We start from the raw sequence: 25149 nt of genomic DNA on the forward strand, positions 1-25149 counted from the left end.
TATCAGTGCCCACAGACTTCGCGCAGGTCCTATGCCGGAGCCACGGCCGCTCTATACGGCACGCTCTTTCGTGCGTCGAAACCCGTTGCGCAGCCGGGACACTCGATGGCCGGATACCGTCGTCGTACGGCTATGTGAGAGGTGGCCCCGCGGCAGACGTCCGATGACAATGCAGGGAAAGGGAAGGTGCACCGGGGGGTGCAAGGTGAGCCAGGGGGCCGTAGATGCAGCAGATCGCCTTCCGGCTTCTGGGACCGTTGGACGTACGGTTCGGCGGCAGTTCACTCGCTCTCGGGGGGCCGAGGCAACGCACCGTCCTGACGATGCTTCTGCTCGCGCCGGGCCGGGTCGTCTCGGTGGACAGCCTCATCGACACCGTGTGGCCGAACGGCGCACCGGCCACCGCGCGCAACCAGATCGCCATCTGTGTGGCCGCGCTGCGCAAGGTCCTCAGAGCGGCGCCCGGCGGCAGCGACCTGATCGTGACCGCTCACCCCGGCTACACGCTCATCGCCCGCGCCCACCGCATCGACGTTGTCGACTTCGAGGAGCGGGTGGGCCGCGCCCGCGAGGCGGCCCGCGGCGGGCAGACCGCCGAGGCCTGCGACATCTTCGCGGAGGCGCTGTCCCTCTGGCGCGGCCGGGCGCTGGACGGTGTCACCGGTGTCCGGGTCGAGCAGGAGGCCGGCAGGCTGGAGGGGCTGCGACTGGACGTGCACGAGGAGTACGCCGGGCTGCGGCTCCAGCTGGGCCACCACCACGCCCTGGTTCCCGAGCTCTCCGCACTCGTCGCTGAGCACCCGCTGCGCGAACAGGCGAGGGCCCATCTGATCCTGGCCCAGTACCGTTCCGGGCGGCGGGCCGAGGCACTGGCCGCCTTCCGGGAGGGCCGGCGGTTCCTGGTGGAGGAGATGGGCATCGAGCCCGGACCGGTCCTCCAGGGGCTGCACGATCTCGTCCTGCGGGACTCGCCGGAGCTCACCCAGCCCCCGGCCGGCCCGGCTCCCGCGCCCGCGCCCGGCGTACCGTGCCAACTCCCTGTCGAGTCCGCCTCGTTCACCGGCCGGTCCCGGGAACTGGGCGCGCTGGAGCGGATGCTGGACGAACGGCTCGGCCGGTCGCCCCTGGCCATGGCGGCCATCAGCGGCATCAGTGGCGTCGGGAAGACCGCACTCGCCGTCCACTGGGCCAACCGGATCGCCGCGCGCTTCCCCGACGGGCAGCTCTTCACCGATCTGCGCGGGTACGACGAGCTGGACGATCCCGTCTCCCCCGCCACCACGCTCGACCGGTTCCTGCGCGCGCTGGGCGTGCCCGCGCCGCAGATCCCCGCCGACCCCGGCGAACGCGCCGCGCTCTACCGCAGCGTGCTGGGCGGCAAGCGGGTGCTGATCGTGCTCGACAACGCCCGTTCGCTCCAGCAGATCCGGCCGCTACTGCCGGGCAACGGCCGCTGCTGCGTGCTGATCACGGGCCGCGACCCGATGGACGAGCTGCTCGGTGACTACGCCGTGCTGCAGATCGGGCTCAACGCGATGGCCGCGGACGAGGCGACCGCGCTGCTCGCCGGGATCGCCGGCGGCAACCGGATCGGCGTCGACCCGGCCGCCACCGCACGTCTCGGCGAACTCTGCGACCGGCTGCCGCTGGCCCTGCGGATCGCCGGCGCCCGGCTGGCCGCCAAGCCGCACTGGTCGGTACGGACGCTGGTCAGCCGGCTGGAGGACCAGCGGCGGCGGCTGGACGAGCTGAGCCCCGGAGAAGGGGGCGTGCGCGCCGGGTTCCGGCTGAGCTACCGCGATCTGCCGCCCGCCGCGCGGAAGCTGTACCGGCGGCTCGGGCTGCTGACCGTGCCCGACTTCGCGGCCTGGGTCGGCGCGGCCCTCCTCGACACCGATCCGGTGGAGGCGGAGAACCTCATCGAGCAGTTCGTGGACGCGCAGCTTCTTGAGGTGGCGCACTCCTCCGGTCCCGGCATCCGCTACCGGTTCCAGGACCTGCTGCGGCTGTTCGCCTGGGAGCGCGCGCAGGACGAGGAGAGCGAGGAGGAACGTGGGGCCGCGCTGGAGCGGGCGTACGGCGGCTGGCTGACGCTCGCCGACTCGGCCCGCCAACGCGCCTACGGCGGCGGCCACTCGGTGGTTTACGGACCGGTGCGAAGACTTCCCCTGCCGACGGATCTGGTGGACGAGCTGCTGGACGATCCGATGATGTGGTTCGAGTCGGAGCGGACCGCGCTCGCACATGTCATCGGCCAGGCCTCCGGCACCGACCGCTCGGCGTACGCCTGGGGCCTGACCGTCAACAGCACGACGCTCTTCGAGGCGAAGAACTACCTGGAGGACTGGCGTTCCTGTGCCGAGAACGCGCTGGCCGCCGCGGAACGCACCGGGGACCGCCTCGGGGAGGCGACGATGCTGCGCTCACTGGGGACGCTGGCGATCTACCAGCGCCGGTACGAGGAGGCGAGGTCCTGGCTGCTGCGCTCCCTGACGCTCTTCGACGCGTGCGGCGAGGTCCACGGACGGGCGGTGACACTCCGCAACCTCGCGCTGTGCGCCCGCTTCTCCGGTGAGCTGGACGAGGCCGCGCGCGGCGCGCGGGAGTCCTTGGAGGGGTTCCGTCAGGCGGGCGACACCGCGGGTGAATCCCATGTCCTGGGGCTGCTGGCCCAGCTCGAACTGGAGCGCGGAAACGTCCGTGCGGGCATGGCGCTGTGCACGGAGGCGATCGCCAAGAGCCGGGAGGCCAGCTCCGTACGGGGCGAGACGCAGAACACCTACCGGATGGCGGAGGCCCTGCTGCGGCAGGGTGATCCGGCCCGTGCGCAGGAGTTCTGCTACAAGGTGCTGGAGCTCACCCGCGAGGACGGCGACCGGCTCGGCGAGGCCCACGCCCTGCGCGGCATCGGCGAGGCGAGCTGGCGGCAGGGCCGGACGGAGGCCGCGCAGACCGTGCTGCGGGAGGCCCTCGAAGCGGCCGAGGAGGTCGAGGACCGCTTCCTTCAGGCCCGGATCGAGGCGGACGTCGGCTTCGCCCTGGCCGTGCACGGCGCCTCCGACCCGGCGAGCCGGCTGCTCGCGGCCCGCGAGGTGTTCGACGCGCTGGGCGCGCGCATCTGGCGGGACCGGATGGACCGTGCGGTCGCCCTGGTCGGCGCGCCGGACTCCGGGCCGGTCGCGGCCGAGGAGCTGGCCCTGATCCTGGAGAGCTGAGCCGCCGCGGCTGCCACCCGCTCGTCCCCCCGCCGGGCGTCTCGTCAGCCCGCGAAGGCCAGCAGGACGAAGGCGGCCAGCGAGAGCGCGGTACGGAAGCGGTGCAGGGCATTCCAGCGGGCCTCGAAGGCGGTACGGGCGGCACTGTCGCCGCCGCCGTCCCCTGGCTCGGCGGCACTGTCGCCGCCACCGCCCCCTGGCTCACCGCCTCCTCCGGGCTCCCTCTCCGACTGCGCCAGGGCCTGGTTCAGCGGGATGTTCCCGGCGATCGTGACGAGGTGCGAGACCACGGCGCAGACCAGCGCCACGGCCACCAGCGGCCAGCCGTCCTCGCCGTACTCGGTGAAGGCCGCGACCGCCGGGAAGGCGATCACGCCGAGGAAGAGGACCAGGAAGGCGGGCCCGGGGACCTTCTCGTTGAAGCGGCGCATCGCCGCGGCGAAGGCCTCGTCGGGCAGGGCGGCAAGACCGGGCATGATCGCGACGAGGAACGTCAGCATGAAGCCGGCGTAGAGGCCGGTCGTGATCACGGCGAGAGTCAGGAACAGGGAGTCCATGGGCCCATCATGGCGTGGCGGGACCGGTCGCACCGCCCGAATCCGCAGGACTGTACGACCGGTTTCCGGTACCTGACGTGCGGTGGTGCGGCGCGGCGGCGCTCAGTCCATCTCGCCCTCTCCCGTGCCGCTTCCGGTGTCGGAGCGGCCGCCCTTGAGGCGGTCCGCCCGGCCGATCGCCGCGGCCAGCTTCGCCACCGAGTCGTCCTCCGTCGTCCGGGCCAGCTCACGTGCCCTGGTGGCGAGTTCGCCGAGTCCGGGCGCGCCCGGCAGCGCGCCGCCGCGCAGGCTGTCGGCGAAGTAGGCCGCCACCGCGGTCACTTGGAGCCGGGTACTGCGGCCGCCCCACAACTCGCCGTCGATCGCGTCCGTCCCGACCGAGCCCGTCCGCTCGTGCGGGGCCCGGGTGGCGGGGTCGAGCCAGCGCGCGGTCGCGGTCGCCACATGGCCCGAGGCCCCATCCCGCAGCCGCACGGCGTAGAGCGCCGTCACCGTGTGTCCGGGGCCGATCTCGCCGCCGTCCACGCTGTCGTCGCGGAAGTCGTCGTCGGCGACCTTGCGGTCCTCGTACCCGATCAGCTTGAACTTCTCCACGGTCTTCGGGTCGAAGGCGACCTGTGCCTTGGCGTCGCGCGCCGTCAGTTCGAGGTGCGCGGGCAGCTGGTCGACGAAGACCTTGCGGGCCTGTTCCTCGTCGGCGATGTACGTGGTGTGGCCGTCGCCCTTGTTGGTGAGCTGTTCCATGAAGGCGTCGCCGTAGTCGCTGCCGACACCGACGCCGAACAGGGTGATGCCGTACTCGCGGCGGGCGGAGTCGATCCGCTCCAGGATGGCCTCGGCGTCGGTCTCGCCGGTGTTGGCCAGGGCGTCGGAGAGCAGGACGACACGGTTGTTGGCGCCCTTGCGGTGGCCGTCGACCGCCTCGTCGTAGCCGCGCCGGACACCCGCCGCCACATTGGTGGAGTCGGTGGGTTCCATGGAGTCGACGGCGTCGTGGATCTTTCCGCGGTGGTCCCGCAGCCGGGTCATCGGCAGCAGGGTCTTCGCCTCGTCGCTGAAGGTGACCAGGGAGACGGAGTCGTCGTCACGCAGTTCGTCGGTGAGGATGCCGAGCGAGGTCTTCACCAGTCCGAGGCGGTCGGGCGAGGCCATCGAGCCGGAGATGTCGACGACGAAGGTGAGGGCGGCGGGAGGCCGTTCGGCGCTGGTCGGCGCGGCCTTGGTGGCCAGGCCGACCCGCACCAGGGACCAGCCACCGCCCTCGTCCTGGCCTCCGCCGGGCCGTGCGCCGTCGACGGAGACGGTGAAGCCGTTGCCGGCCGGGCGCCGGTAGCCCTGGCGGAAGCTGTTGACGAACTCCTCGGGCCGTACGGTCTCCGGGGCCGGCAGCCTGCCGTCGTCGAGGGTGCGGCGCGCGTAGCCGTACGAGGCGGTGTCGACGTCCAGCGCGAAGGTGGAGAGGTAGTCGGGCGGGGCGGACTCTCTCAGCCGGTCGGACTTCTCCGCTCCGGACGCGTCCTTCGCCCCGTCCTCGGCCGCCCCGCCGGCCGCGGACCCGCCGGTGGCGGCCGGTGCGGGCGCGGGCGCCCGTTTGCCGCGTTCGGCGGCGCTCGTGTCGTGGGACGTCCCGCCCCCCGAGCAGCCCGTGAGCAGCACGCCCCCGGCGAGGAACAGCCCCACCGCTCCCCGGTACAGCCGTGTCCGGCGTTCCATCCCCTACCCCCAGTGTCGTCGTGTCACCACTTGTGAATGTGACGTGCGAGCGGGGGCGCCGGACTCGGCGAAGACGTTGCGGAAGGATCTCGATGCGGCAACGGAAGGCGGAGGTCCGGCGGAATGTCAAGGTCAGGACACGATGTCCTTACGGCTGAACCCACGGAAGGCGAAGGCGAACAGGATCAGGGCATACGTCACCGAGATGGCCGCGCCCTTCGCCATGCCGCCCCACTCCAGGTCGGGCTGGAGCGCGTCCGCCCACGCGAACTGCCAGTGGGCGGGCAGGAAGTCGCGCCAGGAGCCCAGCGCGGTGACGGCGTCCAGCACATTGCCGACGATGGTCAGCCCGACCGCGCCGCCCACCGCGCCCAGCGGGGCGTCCGTCTTGGTCGACAGCCAGAACGCCAGTCCCGCGGTGACGAGTTGCGACACGAAGATGAAGGCGACGACGAGCGCGATCCGGGGCACGGTGTCCCCGGTGGCGAGTGCTCCGCCGGTCGGCAGTTCGAGCGGGCCCCAGCCGTACGCGGCCGCTCCCGCCGCCAGTGCGACGAGCGGCAGCAGCACCATCGCGGCGAGGCTGAAGCCGAGCGCCACGACGAGCTTGCTCCACAGCAGTCTGGCCCGGGGCACGGGCGCCGCCAGCAGATAGCGCAGCGAGGACCAGCTCGCCTCGGAGGCCACGGTGTCGCCGCAGAACAGCGCCACCGGGACCACCAGCAGGAACCCGGCCGAGACGAACAGGCAGGTCGCCGCGAAGTTCGCCGCGGACGCCGTCGCGGTGTCCATCAGGGTGAGCCGCTCACCGCCCCCCGGCCCGCCGTCCGGGGTGCCGCCGATCGCGAACGCGATGATCAGGATGAACGGCAGCGCGGCCAGCACCCCGCCCATCAGCAGGGTGCGCCGCCTGCGCAGCTGGCGTACCGCCTCCACGCGCAGCGGGAGGGTGCGCCGGGCGCGGTATCCGGGCGCCTCGGGGGCCTCGGCGACTTCGGCTGCGGTACTCATGCGGAGCCTCCGGAGATCAGGGTGAGGAACGCGTCCTCCAGGCGGCGGTGCGGTCCGACACCGGTCAGCGGCACGTCCAGGCGCACCAGTTCGGTGACGAGCTGCGGCGAGGTGGCGCCGTCGAGCCGGACGAGCAGTCCGTGCGCGTCGTCGGTGCGGACGGCGGAGCCGATCCCGGCGAGCGCGGCGATCTTCTCGACGAGCGGTTCGGTGATCTCCTCGGCGGAGGTGACCAGCACCATGTCCCCGGATCCGGTGATCTCGGCGACGGGTCCGGCCTGGACGAGCCGGCCCCGGTCCATGACCACCAGGTGGGTGCAGGACTGCTCGACCTCGGAGAGCAGGTGGCTGGAGACGATGACCGTACGGCCGCCGGCCGCGTACCGGATCATCACGTCCCGCATCTCGCGGATCTGGGGCGGGTCGAGTCCGTTGGTCGGCTCGTCCAGGATGAGGAGGTCCGGCATGCCGAGCATGGCCTGGGCGATGGCGAGGCGCTGCCGCATGCCCTGCGAGTACGTACGGACGGCACGGGCCAGGGCGTCGCCCAGCCCGGCGATCTCCAGGGCCTCCTCGATGTGGGAGTCCCCGGCGGGCCGCCCGGTGGCCTGCCAGTAGAGCTCCAGGTTGGCGCGGCCGGACAGGTGCGGCAGGAATCCGGCGCCCTCGACGAAGGAACCGACCCGGGACAGCACGGGGGCGCCGGGCCGGATGGCCCGCCCGAAGACGCGGATCTCGCCGTCGTCGGGCGTGATGAGCCCCATCAGCATGCGCAGGGTGGTGGTCTTTCCGGCGCCGTTGGGGCCGAGGAGCCCGAGCACCTGTCCCTTCTCCACCCGGAAGGACAGCTCGCGCACCGCGTACCGGTCGGCGGACTTGGCGTACTTCTTCGACAGCCCGGTGATCTGCAGCGGTACGTCGGTGAGTGCGGGGTCGGGCGCGGGGGTGGCGGTCCGGCGCCGGGCGGTGAGCAGCAGGGCGGCGGCGATCACGACGGCGGCGGCCGGCAGCCCCCAGGTCCACCAGGGCAGGGCGGCCGACGCGGTCTTCAGGCCGGGGGCGGTGGGGATGGTCAGTGGCCCGTCGAGGGAGACGGTGTACGTGGTCGGCGCGGCCGGGGAGGCGTAGCCGAGGTCGGTGGCGGCGAGCACGAGACGCAGGCGGTGGCCGGAGTCGAGTTCGTGGTCGACGGCGGGCAGCGTCAGTTCGAGCGGCTTGCCCTGCTGCTCGGGGGTGATCCGGTAGGGGGCGACGAGCTGGGACGGGAGCACCTGCTGCTTCCCGTCCGGCGAGACGTCGTACACCTTGCCGAACAGCACCGCGTCGCCCTGCCCCGCCTTCACGTCGACCCGCACGGTGGGCGAGCCGGTGATGCGGCGGGAGGTGGTGAGAGGGGCGGAGTCGAAGGAGGCGTGCTGGCCCGGGAAGTCGATGGAGAGGCCGACACCGAGCGTGGAGAGCTGGGCGAGACCGCCGCCGACGCCGGGAACGGCGGAGATGGCGGGCGGACTGGCCCCGGCAGGGTTGCTGAACTTCTGTGTGCCGCCGCGCAGTTCGACGGTCTCCCCGCCGCTGGTCAGCCCGGGGTAGGTGGCGCTGCTCGCGCCGCGGGTGAGGGCTGCTCCGTCGGTGGAGTCGATGCCGCCGGTCCGGGTGACGCGGAAGGCGGGTCCGGTGTCGGCGCCCTTGTCGTCCTTCAGATAGCGGTCGAACCAGGACCCGACCCGCTTCTGCACCCGGCCGGTCTCCATGTCGCCGCCGTCGTGCCCGCCGGCGATCCAGTCGACGGCGACGGGTGCGCCGTTGGCCCTGATGGCCTCGGCCATGGCGTCGGCCTGGCCGAGCGGGAAGAGGGAGTCGGTCTGTCCCTGCACGATCAGCGTGGGGACCTTGATGCGGTCGGCGACGGCGCTCGGGGAGCGTTCGGTGAGCAGCGCCCGCGCGGCGGCGTCCGGCTTCCCGCTGACGGCGACCCGTTCGTACATGTCGCAGAGCTGCTTCTCGAAGTTCGCGCAGCCGCCGCCGGAGGTGACGAAGATGCCGGCCCAGAGCTTCTTGAACACCCCGTCGGGGAAGAGTGCCCCGGCGAGGTTCCAGTAGGTGATCTCCGGGGCGATGGCGTCGACGCGCTTGTCGTACCCGGCGGCCAGGAGCGAGACGGCGCCGCCGTAGGAGGCCCCGGTCACGCCGACGCGGGGGTCGCCCTTGCGGTCGAGCTGGACCTCGGGCCGGCCGGCCAGCCAGTCGATCAGCCGGGAGACGTCCCTGACCTCGCGGTCGGGTCCGTTGAGCGAGATCTTGCCGCCGGACTTCCCGAACCCGCGGGCGGACCAGGTCATGACGGCGTACCCGTCGGCGGCCAGCTTCTCGGCCTGGGCCCGGGTCTCGGCCTTGCTGCCGCCGAAGCCGTGGCCGATGAGCACGGCGGGCCTGCGCCGCGTGCCGCCGGTGGTGAAGTACGAGGTGTCGAGGGACACCCCGTCGACGCGCATCATCCGGTCCTGCCGGTGCACGGCCGGTGCGCTGTCGTCGGCCACGGCGGTCCAGGTGCCCGCCCCGGCCAGCACGACGAGCGCGGCGATGCCCGCCGCCCACCGGCCTCGGCTGCGGGGCAGCAGGCGCCGCCACCGGGACGTACGCGCAATAGGGGTCTCCATGTGTCGACCCTAAGCGGCCCGCCGCCCCGCCTACGCTGCCGTCAGGCGGAAGTGCCCGGCCTCCTCAAGGCGTACGGCACGTCCTGCGCGTACTCCGCTCGCGGTATGCCCGCCGCGCGGCCCGGCCCGACCTCCGAAAGGCCCTCCATGGACAACCCGGTGGAAATCCGGCGCGCCACGACCGTCGCCGAACTCGAAGCCGCCCAGCACCTCTACGACGGCCCGGCGCGCCCGGAGTGGGCGGCCCGCTTCCTCGCCGCGGACGGCCATCTGATGGTGATCGCCTACGTGGCCGGCGTCCCGGCCGGCTTCGTGTCCGGCATCGAGATGCTGCACCCGGACAAGGGGACGGAGATGTGCCTGTACGAGCTCTCCGTCGACGCGGCCTACCGCCGCCGGGGCATCGGCCGGGCGCTGACGCGGGCGCTGGCCGCGGTGGCCGAGGAGCGGGGCTGCTACGACATGTGGGTGGGCGTGGAGACGGACAACGAGGCGGCCCTGGCGACGTACCGCTCGGCGGGCGCGGCGGACGACGGGCGTTTCGCCATGCTGACGTGGGGGTTCGAGGCCGCGGAGTGACCGTGCGGTCTCAGCCCTTGAGGCCGGCCATGAGGTCGTGCATGTCGCTGATCATGGCCGGCTGGTAGGGCGCGAGGTCCGGCACCTCCTCGTCTCCGCCGCTCATCGGCGGGCCGTTGCCGTCGTCGTTGTACGAGGCGTAGGCGGCCAGCCGCAGGGAGAGGACGGCCCCGCCCTCCAGTACCCGCAGTTCGCAGGCGTCGTCCTCCATGGACAGCAGGTAGGCCCTGTCGCCGAGGTCCGGGACCTCCTCCACCTCGGTCTGCGGGTCGACGCCCAGTTCGGTCTCGTTCCGCCCGGCCTCGAACTCGGCGCGCGGGTCGGTCTCCTTGTGCAGGGCGATCGTGATCGCGACCGAGTAGTGGAGGGACCACCCCTCGTCCTCCTGTGCCTCTCCGCCCTCCGGCCGCAGGGAGATGAGGCAGTGGGTGCGGTCGAGTGCGGCATGGCGCAGCATTCGCGAGCCGATCGGGTCCTCCGGCTCCCTCGGCGCGATCGCCGCACCGATCGACTTCAGCCGTATGTCCGGGCAGGGGTCCCGGTCCAGCCGGTAGCCGTGCAGGTCGGGCGTCCGGTCAGCCGGTGCGTACACGACGAACGCCGTCGCCCACAGGGCCGAGGCCACCACGGCTCCGCCGAGCGCCCACAGCCCCTTCGCCCACCGCCGGGGAGTGCGCGGCGCCCGGTCCGCCGGCGTCGGGGCCGCGAGGTCCAGCACCTCCCGGTCATCCGGCGCGTCGAACCCGCCCGTCATCTCCGGCTCGGAAATCATGCTGCTCCCCCTCGGCCGCCGCCCCACGCACCCCGTGCCTCAGCACGATGATCCCACCGCCGTCCACCGGGCCGGCCGCCTTCCGGCCCGGCCCGTTCGACGTTCGCCGCGTCTTCGTGCCCACACGCTGGTCAGCGCAGAGGCTGATCCACTTCTGCGGCACGCCTCAGTAGGCGGTGCTGAGTTCCCAGAACCGGAAGACGGTCGAGCTGTCCAGGCAGTTCTGCAGGCCTCGGACGTTCTCGTGGGCGACCGCGTACTGCTTGCCCTGCCAGAGCGGCAGAATCGGCAGCTGTTGCGCCACGATGCCCTGCAGTTTCATGTACTCCTGCCGAGTGCTCGCGCGATCCGTCATGGACGAGGTCCGCGGGATGATCCGGTCGACGATCTCCTCGTTGTCGTAGTTGTTCGACAGGACGTTGCCCTCGCCGAAGAACGGCTGGGTGAAGTTGTCCGGATCGGGGTAGTCCGGCACCCAGCCCTTGACGTAGACGCCGTACTTGCCATCGGCGATCCCCTTCTCGTACTCGTCGAAGGCGACGGACTTCATCCGGGCGTCGAAGAGTCCGCTCCGGTTCAGCTGATCGGCGATGGTCTGCAATTCGTCGTCGGTGGCGGGTCCGTACCGGCTCGGGGTGGACCAGAGGGTGAGTTTCACCTTGTCCGCTATGCCCGCGTCCCTCAGCTCCGCCTTCGCCTGATTCGGCTTCGGGCTGTCCCCGTAGGTGTCGAAGAAGGAGGTGCCGTGGCCGGTGATGCCGACCGGGATGACCGAGTAGAGCGGTTCCGCCGTGGACTGGTAGACCTCGCTGACCAGGGAGTAGCGGTCGACGAGGTGGGCGATGGCCTTCCGGACGGCGAGTTTGCCGACAACCGGGTCGTCGACGTTGAAGACCATGTGCTGGACTTCGGCGCTGTTGCCCTGGATTACCTCGATGCCCCCCTCCTCCGCGGTGGACGAGGTGTCCAGAGCGGCTATCGCCTTGGCGCTGAGGCCGCGGTAGGCGATGTCGACGTCGCCCTTCTCCAGAGCCGACCGGAGGGCCTGCTGGTCACCCCGGAAGAGCTTGAGGGTCACGCCCGAGTTCTTCACCTCGGCGGTTCCGTGATAGCCCGGGTAGACCGAGAAGACGGCTTTCCCCTTGTCGATGGAGTTCAGCCTGTAGGGACCCGAGCCAACCGCCTTGCCGCCCTGCAGCAGGCGGTCCTCGGGGTAGACCCGGCGGTCCACTATGGACCCGCCCCCCGAGGCGATCTTGCTGGGGAACGTCGCGTCGGGCACCTTGAGGCGGAAGACGACGGTCTTGTCGTCCGGGGTGCGGATCGACGAGATCGTGGAGAGCAGCGGCGCCGGGCCCGCAGGGTCGTTGATCCTGATCGTCCGGTCGAAGGAGTACTTGACGTCCGCCGACGTGAGGCGGTTGCCGTTGCTGAACTTCAGTCCGTCACGCAAGGTGCAGGTGTACGTTCTGCTGCCGTCGGAGAACTCGCACTCCTTGGCTGCCTCCGGCACGGGAGTGGACGCTCCGGGCGGAAAACTCAGCAGGGACTGGAAGACGTTGTTGAACAGCAGCCAGGACCCCGGGTCGTATCCCGAGGCCGGATCCGTGGCGAGGATGTCGTCGGACATCCCCACGACCATCCTGCTCTCGGAGCCCTGGGAGCTGCAGGCCGTTAATAAAACCGCTGCCAGTCCCCCGGCGATCAGGGTGCTCGGCCGCCTCGTACGAACCTTCACAGAATGTTCCTCATGCTCTCGGCCGGCCGCGTGGGGGGTGTCCCCGGACAACCGGATCAGGTCGGAAGCGACAGCGAACACCGCGACCGTCCAGCTCTGCCGGCCCGACTCGTTCAGGACCGACGGACTGCCCGGACTCGGTGTTCGCCAGGAATTCTTCACATGATGACTGACCACCAAATGCCAGTCGGTGGACGGCAGTTGGCAAGCAGATATCAATCTCGTGGTGATGTCGGCAATCTACTTGCACCCCGTGATGCGCGCTGTCACATCGCGCGAAGAAATCTTCGTCCAACAGCCCGCGAACGCACTGGACCCGGCCCTACGACCTGAGCTGTCCGGATACCTCAGCGATTCACCCATTCAAGCCGGACGCTTCATACCTCTGTACAACCTGTCGGTGTATACGAACAGATTGAGGATCCCCGGGTGAACGCCGGACGAGCGGATATCGCAATCGAGTTGTCCGAGGGTTCCGGGTGGGAATCCCGCAACAGGCGCTCGGTTCACTCCGTCCCCGGGCATCCCGCCGGTGCCGGGTAGGGCCGCTCGTCCGGCAGCAGCCGGGTTGCCTCATCCGCCTTGCCCGCCCTCGCCAGTTCGTGGATCTCCCGGGCGAGCGGGGTGACATCGCGGATCGCCACCGTCCACTCGTCCGCGTACCGCCGCGCCGCCTCCCCCGCGAGACCGAGCTGGAGGGAGCGGTACGCGAGCCGGTTCAGGTGCAGGTCGCGCTCGGGGTCCCACTGGACGCGGGCCGGAGCGTGGCGGAGGCTGCGCTTCCAGGTGGCGAGGTCCGGGTGCACGCCCCGTTCGTAGTGCGACAGTTCGGCGTTGGCGAGCGCCCAGTCGAAGCCCTCGCGGGTGATCTCGACGGCCAGGACCGTCTCCTGGCCCTCCTTCGCCGCCCAGCCGCAGCGGTACATCATCCACAGGAAGCTCGGCTTGATCCACGTCATCCGGTCACGTTTCCAGGCGGGCGGGAAGCGGCCGTCGCGGGCGGCGGGGAGGCCGAGGGCCGGGGAGTACGCCTGGTAGACGGTGACGGTCGTGCCGGTGTGGAGCGCGCGGATCTCGTGCTGCGGCGGGGTGGGTGCGGTCATGGGGACATCCCAGCACCGGCGGGCCCACCTGGGCGAACGGGTTTCCGAAGTCGCGCCGCGGTGGGCATTCCTGACGGTCCGGCAGGCGAGGGCGGGCGAACCCTGTCACCCGCCGGCACTGACATTAGTCACACGGAGATCAGTACACGCGGCTCTGCCGGGGACCGGGGTCCGGCGGCCAGTCTGTACGTATCGAGAGCGGGAGCCGAAGGGGCGCCGCCGACACGGGAGGAACCCGACATGAGCAGCCCGGCCGCCGCAGTCACCGCACCTGTCGCAGACGTCACGGCCGGCACGGTTCCGTTCGCCCCGCGCAAGGCGCTTCTGGACAGCCTGACGCCGCTGCTCGTGGACGTGGGCGTGCCGCTCGTCTCCTACTACCTGCTGAAGTCGACGGGCATGGGCACGTTCGGCGCGCTGGCCTGGAGCAGTGTGCTGCCGGCGGTGCGGACGGCGTGGGGCGTGGTGCGCGACCGGCGGCTCAACGGGCTCGCGGCGCTGATGGTGACGGTCAACGCGGTGGGGCTGCTGCTGAGCCTGGTGGCCGGTGACCCGCGGCTGATGCTCCTGAAGGACAGCGGGGTCAGCAGCACGATCGGTCTGGTGGTCCTGGTGACGGCGCTGCGGGGGCGGCCGATGATGTCGGCGGGGCTGCGCCCGTGGCTGACGCGGGGCGAGGCGGCCAAGTCGGCTGCCTGGCAGCGGCTTTCGACGGAGTCGGACGCGTTCCGGCGGGCCGAGATACGGTTCTCGGCGGTGTGGGGTGCGGCGCTGCTGACCGAGTGCGCGGTGCGGGCCGTGGGCGCGTACACCGTGCCGGTCGAGACGATGGTGTGGGCGGGCTCGGTGGTCCTGGGTGCCGCGATGGTGCTGGCGTTCCTCGTCTCGGGCCGGGTGGCCGTCGTCCCGATGGAGCGGATGATCGAGGAGGCGGCCGGTACCGGCCGCTGACCTCCGGCAATCGCCGCAGGGCCGCTCCGGGGGAGCGGCCCTGCGGTCATGTCGCGTGTCCCTGGTCAGTGGTTACGGGGGAACCCCAGGTCCACGCCGGCGGGGGCGTCGGCCGGGTCCGGCCAGCGGGTGGTGGTGACCTTGCCGCGGGTGTAGAAGTGCACGCCGTCGTTGCCGTAGATGTGGTGGTCGCCGAAGAGCGAGTCCTTCCAGCCACCGAAGGAGTGGTAGCCGACCGGCACCGGGATCGGGACGTTGATGCCGACCATGCCGGCCTCGATCTCCAGCTGGAAGCGGCGGGCGGCGCCGCCGTCGCGGGTGAAGATCGCGGTGCCGTTGCCGTACGGCGAGGCGTTCATCAGCGCCACGCCCTCCTCGTACGTGCCGACGCGCAGCACGCACAGGACCGGGCCGAAGATCTCGTCCTTGTAGGCGTCCGATTCGGTGGAGACGTGGTCGAGGAGGGAGAGGCCGATCCAGTGGCCGTCCTCGAAGCCCTCGACCGTGTGGCCGGTGCCGTCGAGGACGACGTCGGCGCCCTGGGCGGCCGCGCCGGTGACGTAGGAGGCGACCTTGTCGCGGTGGGCGGCGGTGATCAGCGGGCCCATCTCGGACGCCGGGTCGTTGCCGGGGCCGATCTTGATCTTCTCGGCGCGGTCCTTGATCCGGGCGACCAGGTCGTCGGCGACGGCGCCGACCGCGACGACCGCGGAGATCGCCATGCAGCGCTCACCGGCGGAGCCGTACGCGGCGGAGACGGCGGCGTCGGCGGCGGCGTCGAGGTCCGCGTCGGGCAGGACCAGCATGTGGTTCTTCGCGCCGCCGAGCGCCTGGACCCGCTTGCCGTTGGCGGACGCGGTGGCGTGGATGTAGCGGGCGATCGGGGTCGAGCCGACGAAGGAGACGACGGAGACGTCCGGGTGGTTGAGCAGCCCGTCGACGGCGACCTTGTCGCCGTGCAGGACGTTCAGGACGCCGTCCGGCAGACCCGCCTCGGAGGCCAGTTCCGCCAGCAGGTTGGCGGCCGACGGGTCCTTCTCGCTCGGCTTGAGGACGAAGGTGTTGCCGCAGGCGATGGCAAGCGGGAACATCCACATCGGCACCATGGCCGGGAAGTTGAACGGCGTGATGCCGGCGACGACACCGATCGACTGGCGGATCGAGGAGACGTCGACCTTGGTGGAGACCTGGGTGGACAGCTCGCCCTTGAGCTGGGTGGTGATGCCGCAGGCCAGCTCGACGATCTCCAGACCGCGGGCCACCTCGCCGAGCGCGTCGGAGTGCACCTTGCCGTGCTCGGCGGTGATCAGCGCGGCGATGTCGTCGCGGTGGGCGTCCAGCAGGGCCCGGTAGCGGAAGAGGATCGCGGTGCGGGCGGACAGCGAGGACGTGCCCCATGTCGCGTACGCGTCCTTCGCGGCGGCCACCGCGGCGTCGACCTCGTCCGGGGATGCCAGCGCGACCTGGGTGGTGACGGCACCGGTGGCCGGGTCGGTGACCGGGCCGTAGTTGCCCGACGCGCCCTCGACGGTCTTGCCACCGATCCAGTGGTTGACGGTCTTCATGCTGTGACTCCTTCAGAGGTGGCGGCGTCGGTCGGTGACGTGACGTTCGTACTCTTCCCGGGCTTTTACCGCCGACGGGCGAGTGGCCGTTTCGGCTACGGCAACATCCCACCACGCCTGTGCCGGAGGGGGGCCCGACACTGTGTCTGGCGTTTCGGTCTCGACGTAGACACAAGTGGGACGGTCGGCCGACCGGGCCTCGGCCAGGGCTTCGCGCAGTTCGCGTACGGTCCCGGCGCGCAGCACCCGCATGCCGAGGGAGGCCGCGTTGGCCGCGAGGTCGACGGGGAGCGGCGGTCCGGTGAAGCCGCCGTCCGGTGACCGGTGGCGGTAGGCCGTACCGAAGCCTTCGGCGCCGACGGACGCGGAGAGACCGCCGATCGACGCGTAGCCGTGGTTCTGCAGGATGACGAGTTTGACCGGGAGGTTCTCCTGGACGGCGGTGACGATCTCGGTGGGGTTCATCAGGTACGTGCCGTCACCGACGAGCGCCCAGACCGGGCGGCCGGGGGCGGCCAGCTGCACGCCGATGGCGGCGGGGATCTCGTATCCCATGCAGGAGTAGCCGTACTCGACGTGGTACTGGAGCGGGGACCGGGTCCGCCAGAGTTTGTGCAGGTCACCGGGGAGCGAGCCGGCGGCGTTGATCAGGATGTCGTCGCCGGTGACGAGTTCGTCGAGGAGGCCGAGGACCTGGGTCTGGGTGGGGCGGGCGTCGGGGTCCTCGGTGGCGTAGGCCGCGTCGACGCGTCCTTCCCAGCGGGTCTTGGCGTCGGTGTACTCGCTCTCGTACGCGGCCTCCGTGCGGTAGTGGTGCCCGGCCAGGGCGGCGGTGAGGTCCTCCAGTGCGGTGCGGGCGTCGGCGACGAGCGGAAGCGCGCCGAGCTTGTGGGCGTCGAAGCCGGTCAGGTTGATGTTGAGGAAGCGGACGTCCGGGCCGGCGAAGAGGGTGGCGGACGCGGTGGTGAAGTCGGAGTAGCGGGTGCCGATCCCGATGACGAGGTCGGCGGTGCGGGCCAGGTCGTCGGCGGTCGCGGTGCCCGTGTGGCCGATGCCGCCGACGTCGGCGGGGTGGTCGTGGCGCAGGGCCCCCTTGCCGGCCTGGGTGGAGGCGACGGGGATGCGGGTGGCGGCGGCGAACGCGGCCAGGGTCTCCTCCGCCGCGCTGTGCCGGACCCCGCCGCCGGCGACGATCAGCGGCCGGCGGGCGGCGCGCACCGCCCGGACCGCCCGGTCGAGCTCGTACGGGTCGGGGGCGGGCCTGCGTACGTGCCAGACGCGCGGGGCGAAGAACTCCGGCGGCCAGTCGTACGCCTCGGTCTGGACGTCCTGCGGCAGCGCGAGCGTGACCGCGCCGGTCTCCGCCGGGTCGGCGAGGACCCGCATGGCCTGCAGAGCGGCCGGGATCAGCGCTTCGGGGCGGGTGATCCGGTCGAAGTAGCGGGAGACGGGCCGCAGGCAGTCGTTGACGGACACGTCGCCCGCGGACGGCACTTCGAGCTGCTGGAGCACGGGGTCGGCGGGCCGGGTCGCGAAGGTGTCGCCGGGGAGCAGCAGGACCGGGAGGTGGTTGACGGTGGCGAGGGCGGCGCCGGTGACGAGGTTGGTGGCGCCGGGGCCGATGGAGGTGGTGACGGCGTGCGCGGACAGCCGGCCCGACTGGCGGGCGTAGCCGACGGCCGCGTGCACCATGGCCTGCTCGTTGCGGCCCTGGAGGTAGGGCATCGCGCCCCCGGTCTCCAGGAGCGCCTGGCCGACGCCCGCGACGTTGCCGTGGCCGAAGATCCCCCAGGTGGCGCCGATCAGCCGGTGCCGGCGCCCGTCGCGCTCGGTGTACTGCCGGGCGAGGAAGGCGATCAGGGCCTGGGCGGTGGTGAGGCGGCGGGTGCCGGTCCCGGTCATCCGTGGGCCTCCGTCCCGTACAGCGGGAGCCGGGGGTCCACCGGCTCCCCGGGCCAGGTGTCGCGGATCCAGGTGTGGTCGGGGTGGTCGCGGATCAGCCACTCCCGCTGCTCCCCCGGGCCCGCCATGACGTTGAGGTAGTACAGGGTGCGGCCGGGCGGCGCGATGGACGGGCCGTGCCAGCCGTCGGGGATCAGGACGGCGTCCCCGCTGCGGACCTCGGCGAGGACGTCCGTGCCGCCGGGGCGGGACGGGGAGACCCGGTGGTAGCCGAGTCCGCCGTCCGCCACCTCGAAGTAGTAGATCTCCTCCAGGACGGACTCCTCGCCGGGGTGGTGCTCGTCGTGCTTGTGCGGCGGGTAGGAGGACCAGTTGCCGCCCGGGGTGAGGACCTCGACGGCGATCAGCCGGTCGCAGTCGAAGGTGTCGGCCGCGGCGAAGTTGTTGACCTGGCGCGAGCAGGTGCCCGAGCCGCGCAGCTCGACGGGTACCTCCGGCGCGGGGCCGTAGCGAGCGGGGAGTCGTCGCTCGCACTTCGCTCCTGCCAGGGCGAAGCGGCCGCCTGCGCCGGAGGCGATCTGTGCATGGGCGTCACGCGGTACGTACGCGAAGTCGGATACCCCGCTGAACACGCTCTTCCGGCCCAGCAGTTCAAAGATCTCATCTGAGATGTGCACCGTACAGCCACCGGTCAACGGCAGTACGATCCACTCGCTCTCCCCGGTGACAAGTGTGTGAACACCTCCCGGCTCCAGCTCCAGCACCCGCAGGCCCGACCGCTCCCAGCCGGCCCGTTCCGGACCGATGTCCAGGGTGTACGGACCGCTTGCCGCGCTGCCCGCGGGCACATGGTGCCCCGGCTCTCCGTGCCTCGTCGTCCCCGGCAACGTCATGCCCCTTCCCTGCCCGTCATGTCCGGTTCGAGAGCCGCGCGGCGGTCGGCGGTGACGGCACCCGCGGCGAGGGCCGCCTCGACCTCGTGCGGGAACGGCATCGCGGAGGAGCAGGCGAGCCTCGATGCGACGATGGCGCCCGCCGCGTTGGCGTACCGCATCACGCGGGCGGTGTCCCAGCCGGCGAGGAGCCCGTGACAGAGCGCGCCGCCGAACGCGTCGCCCGCGCCGAGGCCGTTGACCACCTCGACGGGGAGCGGCGGTACGTCGGACACCGTGCCGTCGCGGTGGACCGCGAGGACGCCTGCGGGGCCCTGCTTGACGACGGCCAGTTCGACCCCGGCGGCGAGGAGGGCGCGGGCGGCGGCATACGGTTCGCGTTCGCCGGTCGCGATCTCGCACTCGTCGAGGTTGCCGACGGCGACGGTGGCGTGGGCGAGCGCCTCGCGGTAGTGCGCGCAGGCGGTGGAGCCGCTCCCGTCGCCCGTCCCTGCGTCGTCCCAGAACATCGGGCGCCAGTCGAGGTCGAAGACCGTGATGCCGCGGCGACCACGTGCCCGGAGCGCGGCGAGCGTCGCCGAGCGGCTGGGTTCGGCGCACAGTCCGGTGCCGGTCATCCAGAACACCCGGGCGGCGGCGACCGCTTCCAGGTCGAGCTCGGATGCGTACATCTCCAGGTCCGGGGCCTTGGGCCGGCGGTAGAAGTAGAGCGGGAAGTCATCGGGCGGGAAGATCTCGCAGAAGGTGACCGGGGTGGGGTACGCCCCGACGGCCGTCACCCACCGGTCGTCCACCCCGAACTCCCGCAGCTGCCGGCGGAGGTACTCCCCGAAGGCGTCCCGCCCCGTGCGGGTCAGCACCGCGGTGCGGTGGCCGAGGCGGGCCGCCGCGACGGCGACGTTGGTCGGTGAACCACCGAGGAACTTCCCGAACGTGTCGACCCGGGCGAGCGGCACCCCCGTCTGCAGGGGATAGAGGTCGACCCCGATCCGTCCCATGGTGATCACGTCGTACGGTTCAGACATCCGCGTCCCTTCGACGGCCGGTGCGGCGGCCGGCCGGCACCGGACCGGCCCCCGGTCGACTCCTCCCCCGGAACGCCGCGAATGATGTGTCCGGACATTCGGACCATTGCTTGACACTCCTCGTCCGGGGCCGTGAGGCTTGACCGCATGACCTCCTCCGCTTCCGCCCCGGCCCGCATCCGCATCGGTTCAGCGCCCGACTCCTGGGGGGTGTGGTTCCCCGACGATCCGCGGCAGGTGCCCTGGCAGCGGTTCCTCGACGAGGTCTCCACCGCGGGTTACGAGTGGATCGAGCTCGGTCCGTACGGCTACCTCCCGACCGACCCGGCCCGCCTCGCCGACGAGACCCGCAGCCGCGGGCTCACCGTCTCGGCGGGCACCGTTTTCACCGGATTGCACCACGGTCCGGACGTCTGGGACCAGACCTGGGCGCATGTCGCGGACATCGCGGCACTCACCCGGGCGATGGGCGCCGGCCACCTCGTGGTCATCCCGTCGTTCTGGCGCGACGACAAGACGGGCGAGGTCCTGGAGGACCGCACCCTCACCGCGGAGCAGTGGCGTCATCTGACCACCCAGACGGAACGGCTGGGGCGCGAGGTGCAGGACCGCTACGGCCTGCGCATCGTCGTCCACCCGCACGCCGACACCCATATCGACAGCGAGGAGAACGTCAGCCGCTTCCTCGACGCCACCGATCCCGAGCTGGTCTCGCTCTGCCTGGACACCGGTCACTACGCCTACTGCGGCGGCGACAGCGTCAAGCTGATCGAGACCTACGGGGAGCGGATCGGCTATCTGCACCTCAAGCAGGTCGATCCGGAGATCCTGGCGCAGGTGGTGGCGGACGAGGTGCCGTTCGGCCCCGCCGTGGCGCGCGGTGTGATGTGCGAACCGCCGGGCGGGGTCCCCGATCTGGAACCCGTACTGGCCGCCGCCCGCCGCCTCGACGTGGACCTGTTCGCGATCGTCGAGCAGGACATGTACCCGTGCCCGCCGGACCGGCCGTTCCCGATCGCCCGCCGCACCCGGGAGTTCCTGCGCTCCTGCGGCGGACCGCCGGCCCGGACCGTCTGACACGCCGGGGCTCCGGCGGACGTGACGTGGGAGCGGGCGGCGGTGTTGTCCTCACGAGAGGACGGGGTGCCCGCCACCGCCGTCACCGCACCGCACGAGGAGCAGCTCACCGTGATCCGCACCATCGCACCCTTCCGCCGCGCGGCCGGGGCCCCGGCCCTGGCCGGGCTCGTCCTGGCCGCCGCACTGGCCGTGTGCTCCGGCGCCCCGGCCGCGGCCGACGGCGACAACGCACCGCCGCCCGGCTCCAGTCCCGTCTGCGCGTTCTACGACGGGGACGGCACGACCGTCTTCGGCGAACAGGGCGAGCGCGTCTCCCAGGTGCAGTGCATGCTGGCCAACCGGCGCTACCTGCCGTGGGAGGCCGTCGACGGCGTGTTCGGCACCCGGACCCTCGCCGCCGTCCAGCGCTTCCAGGCCGACCACCCGCCGCTCGTCCCGGACGGCCTCGTGGGCCCGCGCACCTGGTCGGCGCTCTGGCACGCGTAGACAACAGGGGGGTGGGCCGTCGGGCTCACCCCCCTGCCGCCGCACCGACCCGCCACGGCCCGCTCCGTCCCGCCCGCATCTTTGGCCCCATGCGTTCCTTCTGTCACAGAGATGACCCCCTCGTCACACATATCTCCGTTACGCGGGTTTTCCGTCACAGGCGCACGACAGCCCCACCCCACCTCCCGCCACCCTCGTTCACCGGACACAAGGCTGAGTGATCGTCAGCGTCCGTGCCGCAGCTCCCCCGACGGCCCCCAGGCCGCCGCTGCGGTGCAGAGAGGTGGCTCTTATGACGGACAGAACGCTCTGGTCCTACAAGGACATCGCCGCGCACATCCGGGTACAGCCGGACACCGTCCGCTCCTACCGCAAACACGGTCTGCTCCCGGCACCGGACCACGTGGAGAGCGGCAAGCCGTACTGGTACGCGGACACCGTCCGCGCCTGGGTCGCCGCCCGCCCGGGCAACCGGGGCCGCCGGGACTGACCGCACCCCCACCCCTGCGCTCACCCGAATGGCGGGCTGCGGCCGGAGCCGCTCGCATTCATACCCCCTAGGGGTATAGAGTGATGAGTGTGGGGACGCACCGGCCCTCCCTCAGTCCCCCTGGGCCCCTGCCGCCACATCCATTTGTGCTCGTCGAAGAGGAGAACACGATGACCGCCGAGACCCAGCTCCCCCAGGCGACCGGCTCCTGCTGCTCGCCCAGCGGCTCCTGCCACGACGGCGCGGACGCCGGGCAGGGCGGCGTGACCGCCGTCTACCAGGTGACCGGCATGACCTGCGGCCACTGCGAGGGCGCGGTCTCCGAGGAGATCTCCGGTATCGAGGGTGTCACCTCGGTGAAGGCCGTGGCGTCCACCGGCCAGGTGACGGTCGTCTCCCGCGCCGCCCTGGACGAGGAGGCCGTGCGCGCCGCGGTCGACGAGGCGGGATACGAGCTCGCCGGCCGGGCCTGACCACCTCGGGATCCACGGCACCCGCATCACCCCTTTGCCACCGGGCCGGACCGACCAGCAGATACTGGTGGGGCACGGCCCGGTCGGCGTTTCAGGAGTTCGGACATGCACAGCGCAACAGACGTCCAGGTCCCGGCAGCGGAGGACTCGGAGGCCGAGTTCACGATCGGCGGGATGACCTGCGCGTCCTGCGCGGCCCGCGTCGAGAAGAAGCTGAATCGGATGGACGGGGTCACCGCCACCGTGAACTACGCGACCGAGAAGGCCCGGGTCGCCTTCGGTCCGGGAACCGGTATCGCGGATCTGATCGCCACGGTCGAGAGGACCGGCTACACGGCGCAGCCGGTGGAGCGCCCCGCACCGGCATCCCCGTCACCGGCGGCGGAGGTCCCGCCCACCCCGGGCGCGGACCTCGGCACCGGGCCGGACCCGGAACCGGACGCACAGCCCGGCCCCGCCCCCGACACCGCTCTCGACTCGCTGCGTCAGCGGCTCATCGTCTCGGCCGTCCTCTCCGCCCCCGTCGTGTTGCTCGCGATGATCCCGGCCCTCCAGTTCGACAACTGGCAGTGGCTCTCCCTCACGCTCGCCGCCCCCGTCGTCGTCTGGGGCGGGCTGCCCTTCCACCGCGCCACCTGGACCAACCTCCGGCACGGCGCGGCCACCATGGACACCCTGGTCTCGGTCGGGACCCTCGCCGCCTTCGGCTGGTCGCTCTGGGCGCTGTTCCTCGGGGACGCCGGGATGCCCGGGATGCGGCACGGCTTCGACCTCACGGTCTCCCGTGCCGAGGGCTCGTCCACGATCTATCTGGAGGTCGCGGCGGGGGTCGTCACCTTCATCCTGCTGGGCCGCTATCTGGAGGCGAGGTCCAAGCGGAAGGCGGGTGCCGCCCTCCGGGCGCTGATGCACCTGGGCGCCAAGGACGTGGCGGTCCTGCGGGGCGGTACGGAGGTACGCGTCCCCGTCGGCCGGCTCGTCGTGGGCGACCGCTTCGTCGTCCGCCCCGGCGAGAAGGTCGCCACCGACGGCACGGTCGTCGAGGGCGCGTCGGCCGTGGACGCGTCGATGCTCACCGGCGAGTCCGTGCCCGTCGACGTGCGGGCCGGGGACTCCGTCACCGGCGCCACGGTGAACGTCTCCGGCCGGCTCGTCGTCGAGGCCACCCGGGTCGGCACCGACACCCAGCTGGCCCGGATGGCGAAGCTGGTCGAGGACGCGCAGAACGGCAAGGCGGAGGTGCAGCGGCTGGCCGACCGGATCTCGGCGGTGTTCGTCCCCGTCGTCCTGGTGATCGCCCTGGTCACCCTGGTGTCCTGGCTGCTGGTCACGGACGACGTCACGGCCTCGTTCACGGCCGTCGCCGTCCTGATCATCGCCTGCCCGTGCGCCCTCGGCCTCGCCACCCCGACCGCCCTCATGGTCGGCACGGGCCGCGGCGCCCAGCTCGGCATCCTGATCAAGGGGCCCGAGGTCCTGGAGACCACCCGCCGTATCGACACGATCGTCCTGGACAAGACCGGCACCGTCACCACCGGCCGGATGACACTCGTCGACGTCCACACCGCCGACGGCACCACCGAGGCGGACGTCCTGCGCCTCGCCGGCGCACTGGAGCACGCATCCGAGCACCCCATCGCCCAGGCCGTCGCCACCGGAGCCACCGAGCGGACCGGCACCCCGCTCCCCTCCCCCGAGGACTTCACCAACATCCCCGGGCTCGGCGTCCAGGGCGTCGTCGAGGGCCACACCGTCCTCGTCGGCCGCGAACAGCTGCTCGCCGACGCCGGAATCGAGATCTCCGGAGTGCTTTCCGCCACAGTGACGGAGGCGGCGGCCCAGGGTCGCACCGCGGTCGCGGTCGCCTGGGACGGTGAGGCGCGCGGCGTCCTGGAGGTGGCCGACGCGGTCAAGGAGTCCAGCGCGGCGGCCGTTGCCGATCTCCGCGCACTGGGCCTGACACCGGTCCTGCTGACCGGTGACAACCGGGCCGTGGCGGAATCCGTGGCCCGCGCGGTCGGCATCGACGAGGTCCGCGCCGAGGTGCTGCCCGAGGAGAAGGCGCACGTCATCGCGCGGTTGCAGGCTCAGGGACACGCGGTGGCCATGGTCGGAGACGGGGTCAACGACGCGGCCGCGCTGGCCACCGCCGACCTCGGCCTGGCCATGGGCACGGGCACCGACGCGGCGATCGAGGCGAGCGATCTGACGCTCGTTCGTGGAGATCTCAAGGTGGCCGCCGATGCCATCCGGCTCTCCAGGCGCACCCTGGCCACGATCAAGGGCAACCTTTTCTGGGCATTCGGCTATAACGTTGCCGCTCTACCCCTTGCGGCATTTGGCCTGCTCAACCCTATGATTGCGGGAGCGGCGATGGCCTTCTCCTCGGTCTTCGTCGTGACGAACAGCCTGCGCCTGCGGTCCTTCACGTAATTTCCACAAAGAGATCTAGATCACACCGGTTTCAGGGTAACCATTCGGTGGGTTCGCGAGTCTAAGAGTGCGATGCCAAGGATGTCTTGGGGGACGTCCGTCGGAGGGTCTTGGGGGACGCTCCGGGCAAGCGTTGGCCGGGGCACGTGCACCGGGGAGCTTTGAGCGGCCCTCCCGTACGTACGTACCCCGGCAGACCGCAGGCGGTAGGCAGGCGGTACGGGGAGAAGAGCACGACCAGCAGTACCGAGGAAACCCAGGAGCTTCGGCTCCCACAGAACGCCCGGCCGGATCCCGTGGGGGGAATCCGCTCCGGGATATGGGAAGCGCCTCGTTGTCGGCCCGTGGGGGGATCGACGGCGAGGCGCTTCTCGCTTTCCCGCGGGAGCGCTCCCGCAAGCGGACCCGACGCGTCCGGCACAACCGGCCGCCCGACGGGCTGCGGGCGGCCAAATGGCGGCGGCCGTCGCAGCCTACGACCCCGGCGCGGCAGCCCCCGGGCAAGC

Annotated in this window: 19 protein-coding genes; 8 read left to right on the forward strand and 11 right to left on the reverse strand. The window is 71.8% G+C overall.

Going from position 1 to position 25149, the window contains the following annotated elements:
- Nucleotides 1-224 precede the first annotated feature (224 nt).
- Nucleotides 225-3215 carry an AfsR/SARP family transcriptional regulator gene (locus OG408_RS13795; RefSeq protein WP_326670086.1) on the forward strand — a complete coding sequence of 997 codons (2991 nt, stop codon included), beginning with the start codon at nucleotides 225-227 and terminating at the stop codon, nucleotides 3213-3215.
- A gap of 44 nt (nucleotides 3216-3259) precedes the next feature.
- On the opposite strand, the gene OG408_RS13800 is transcribed toward OG408_RS13795, so the two are convergent.
- The 4 genes from OG408_RS13800 to OG408_RS13815 all read right to left on the reverse strand — a co-directional run bounded on the left by OG408_RS13800 (nucleotide 3260) and on the right by OG408_RS13815 (nucleotide 9153).
- Nucleotides 3260-3772, reverse strand: coding sequence for an anthrone oxygenase family protein (locus OG408_RS13800; protein ID WP_266778908.1), 513 nt, complete (start codon nucleotides 3770-3772; stop codon nucleotides 3260-3262).
- 102 nt (nucleotides 3773-3874) lie between these two features.
- Nucleotides 3875-5485, reverse strand: a complete 1611-nt coding sequence (locus OG408_RS13805; protein WP_326670089.1) for a vWA domain-containing protein — start codon at nucleotides 5483-5485, stop codon at nucleotides 3875-3877.
- 132 nt (nucleotides 5486-5617) lie between these two features.
- Nucleotides 5618-6496 carry an ABC transporter permease gene (locus tag OG408_RS13810; RefSeq protein WP_266778912.1) on the reverse strand — a complete coding sequence of 293 codons (879 nt, stop codon included), beginning with the start codon at nucleotides 6494-6496 and terminating at the stop codon, nucleotides 5618-5620.
- Nucleotides 6493-9153: an alpha/beta fold hydrolase gene (locus tag OG408_RS13815; protein ID WP_326670091.1), complete on the reverse strand. Its 2661-nt coding sequence runs from the start codon at nucleotides 9151-9153 to the stop codon at nucleotides 6493-6495. The genes OG408_RS13810 and OG408_RS13815 overlap by 4 nt, the downstream gene beginning before the upstream one ends.
- Nucleotides 9154-9312: 159 nt before the next feature.
- Between OG408_RS13815 and OG408_RS13820 the strand changes: the two genes are divergently transcribed.
- Nucleotides 9313-9732, forward strand: coding sequence for a GNAT family N-acetyltransferase (locus OG408_RS13820; protein WP_285563793.1), 420 nt, complete (start codon nucleotides 9313-9315; stop codon nucleotides 9730-9732).
- A gap of 10 nt (nucleotides 9733-9742) precedes the next feature.
- Here OG408_RS13820 and OG408_RS13825 read toward each other — a convergent pair whose 3' ends face one another.
- From OG408_RS13825 to OG408_RS13835, 3 genes are all read right to left on the reverse strand, one after another.
- Complete coding sequence (locus OG408_RS13825; RefSeq protein ID WP_285563642.1) at nucleotides 9743-10504, reverse strand: hypothetical protein; 762 nt, start codon at nucleotides 10502-10504, stop codon at nucleotides 9743-9745.
- Nucleotides 10505-10670: 166 nt separating this feature from the next.
- A complete protein-coding gene (locus OG408_RS13830; RefSeq protein WP_326670093.1) occupies nucleotides 10671-12242 on the reverse strand; it encodes an ABC transporter substrate-binding protein in 1572 nt (523 codons plus the stop codon).
- 506 nt (nucleotides 12243-12748) lie between these two features.
- On the reverse strand, nucleotides 12749-13345 hold the full coding sequence (locus OG408_RS13835; RefSeq protein ID WP_285563643.1) for a DUF4291 domain-containing protein: 597 nt from the start codon (nucleotides 13343-13345) through the stop codon (nucleotides 12749-12751).
- A gap of 240 nt (nucleotides 13346-13585) precedes the next feature.
- Here OG408_RS13835 and OG408_RS13840 point away from each other — a divergent pair, with 240 nt between their 5' ends.
- A complete protein-coding gene (locus tag OG408_RS13840; protein ID WP_326670095.1) occupies nucleotides 13586-14296 on the forward strand; it encodes a VC0807 family protein in 711 nt (236 codons plus the stop codon).
- Nucleotides 14297-14361: 65 nt separating this feature from the next.
- On the opposite strand, the gene OG408_RS13845 is transcribed toward OG408_RS13840, so the two are convergent.
- The 4 genes from OG408_RS13845 to iolC are packed head-to-tail and all read right to left on the reverse strand — an operon-like array spanning nucleotide 14362 to nucleotide 19681.
- Entirely contained in the window at nucleotides 14362-15861 is a 1500-nt protein-coding gene (locus OG408_RS13845; protein WP_266778922.1) for a CoA-acylating methylmalonate-semialdehyde dehydrogenase, read from the reverse strand.
- Between the two features lie 12 nt (nucleotides 15862-15873).
- Complete coding sequence (gene iolD, locus OG408_RS13850; RefSeq protein WP_266778924.1) at nucleotides 15874-17763, reverse strand: 3D-(3,5/4)-trihydroxycyclohexane-1,2-dione acylhydrolase (decyclizing); 1890 nt, start codon at nucleotides 17761-17763, stop codon at nucleotides 15874-15876.
- On the reverse strand, nucleotides 17760-18656 hold the full coding sequence (iolB, locus tag OG408_RS13855; RefSeq protein ID WP_326670097.1) for a 5-deoxy-glucuronate isomerase: 897 nt from the start codon (nucleotides 18654-18656) through the stop codon (nucleotides 17760-17762). Before iolB ends, iolD begins: the two co-directional genes overlap by 4 nt.
- Nucleotides 18653-19681: a 5-dehydro-2-deoxygluconokinase gene (gene iolC, locus OG408_RS13860; protein WP_326670098.1), complete on the reverse strand. Its 1029-nt coding sequence runs from the start codon at nucleotides 19679-19681 to the stop codon at nucleotides 18653-18655. The genes iolB and iolC overlap by 4 nt, the downstream gene beginning before the upstream one ends.
- 147 nt (nucleotides 19682-19828) lie before the next feature.
- On the opposite strand from iolC, the gene OG408_RS13865 reads away from it, so the two are divergent.
- The 5 genes from OG408_RS13865 to OG408_RS13885 all read left to right on the forward strand — a co-directional run bounded on the left by OG408_RS13865 (nucleotide 19829) and on the right by OG408_RS13885 (nucleotide 24643).
- Nucleotides 19829-20758 (forward strand): sugar phosphate isomerase/epimerase family protein, encoded by a 930-nt coding sequence (locus OG408_RS13865; protein ID WP_266778930.1) that lies wholly within the window; start codon nucleotides 19829-19831, stop codon nucleotides 20756-20758.
- A 42-nt stretch (nucleotides 20759-20800) separates the two neighbouring features.
- Nucleotides 20801-21247 (forward strand): peptidoglycan-binding domain-containing protein, encoded by a 447-nt coding sequence (locus OG408_RS13870; RefSeq protein WP_285563648.1) that lies wholly within the window; start codon nucleotides 20801-20803, stop codon nucleotides 21245-21247.
- Between the two features lie 292 nt (nucleotides 21248-21539).
- Nucleotides 21540-21737 (forward strand): helix-turn-helix transcriptional regulator, encoded by a 198-nt coding sequence (locus OG408_RS13875; protein ID WP_266778934.1) that lies wholly within the window; start codon nucleotides 21540-21542, stop codon nucleotides 21735-21737.
- A 170-nt stretch (nucleotides 21738-21907) separates the two neighbouring features.
- Nucleotides 21908-22210: a heavy-metal-associated domain-containing protein gene (locus OG408_RS13880; RefSeq protein WP_266778936.1), complete on the forward strand. Its 303-nt coding sequence runs from the start codon at nucleotides 21908-21910 to the stop codon at nucleotides 22208-22210.
- Nucleotides 22211-22315: 105 nt separating this feature from the next.
- On the forward strand, nucleotides 22316-24643 hold the full coding sequence (locus tag OG408_RS13885; protein WP_326670101.1) for a heavy metal translocating P-type ATPase: 2328 nt from the start codon (nucleotides 22316-22318) through the stop codon (nucleotides 24641-24643).
- The last annotated feature ends 506 nt before the right edge of the window (nucleotides 24644-25149 follow it).

Source organism: Streptomyces sp. NBC_01257, assembly GCF_035917255.1.
GTDB lineage: Bacteria > Actinomycetota > Actinomycetes > Streptomycetales > Streptomycetaceae > Streptomyces.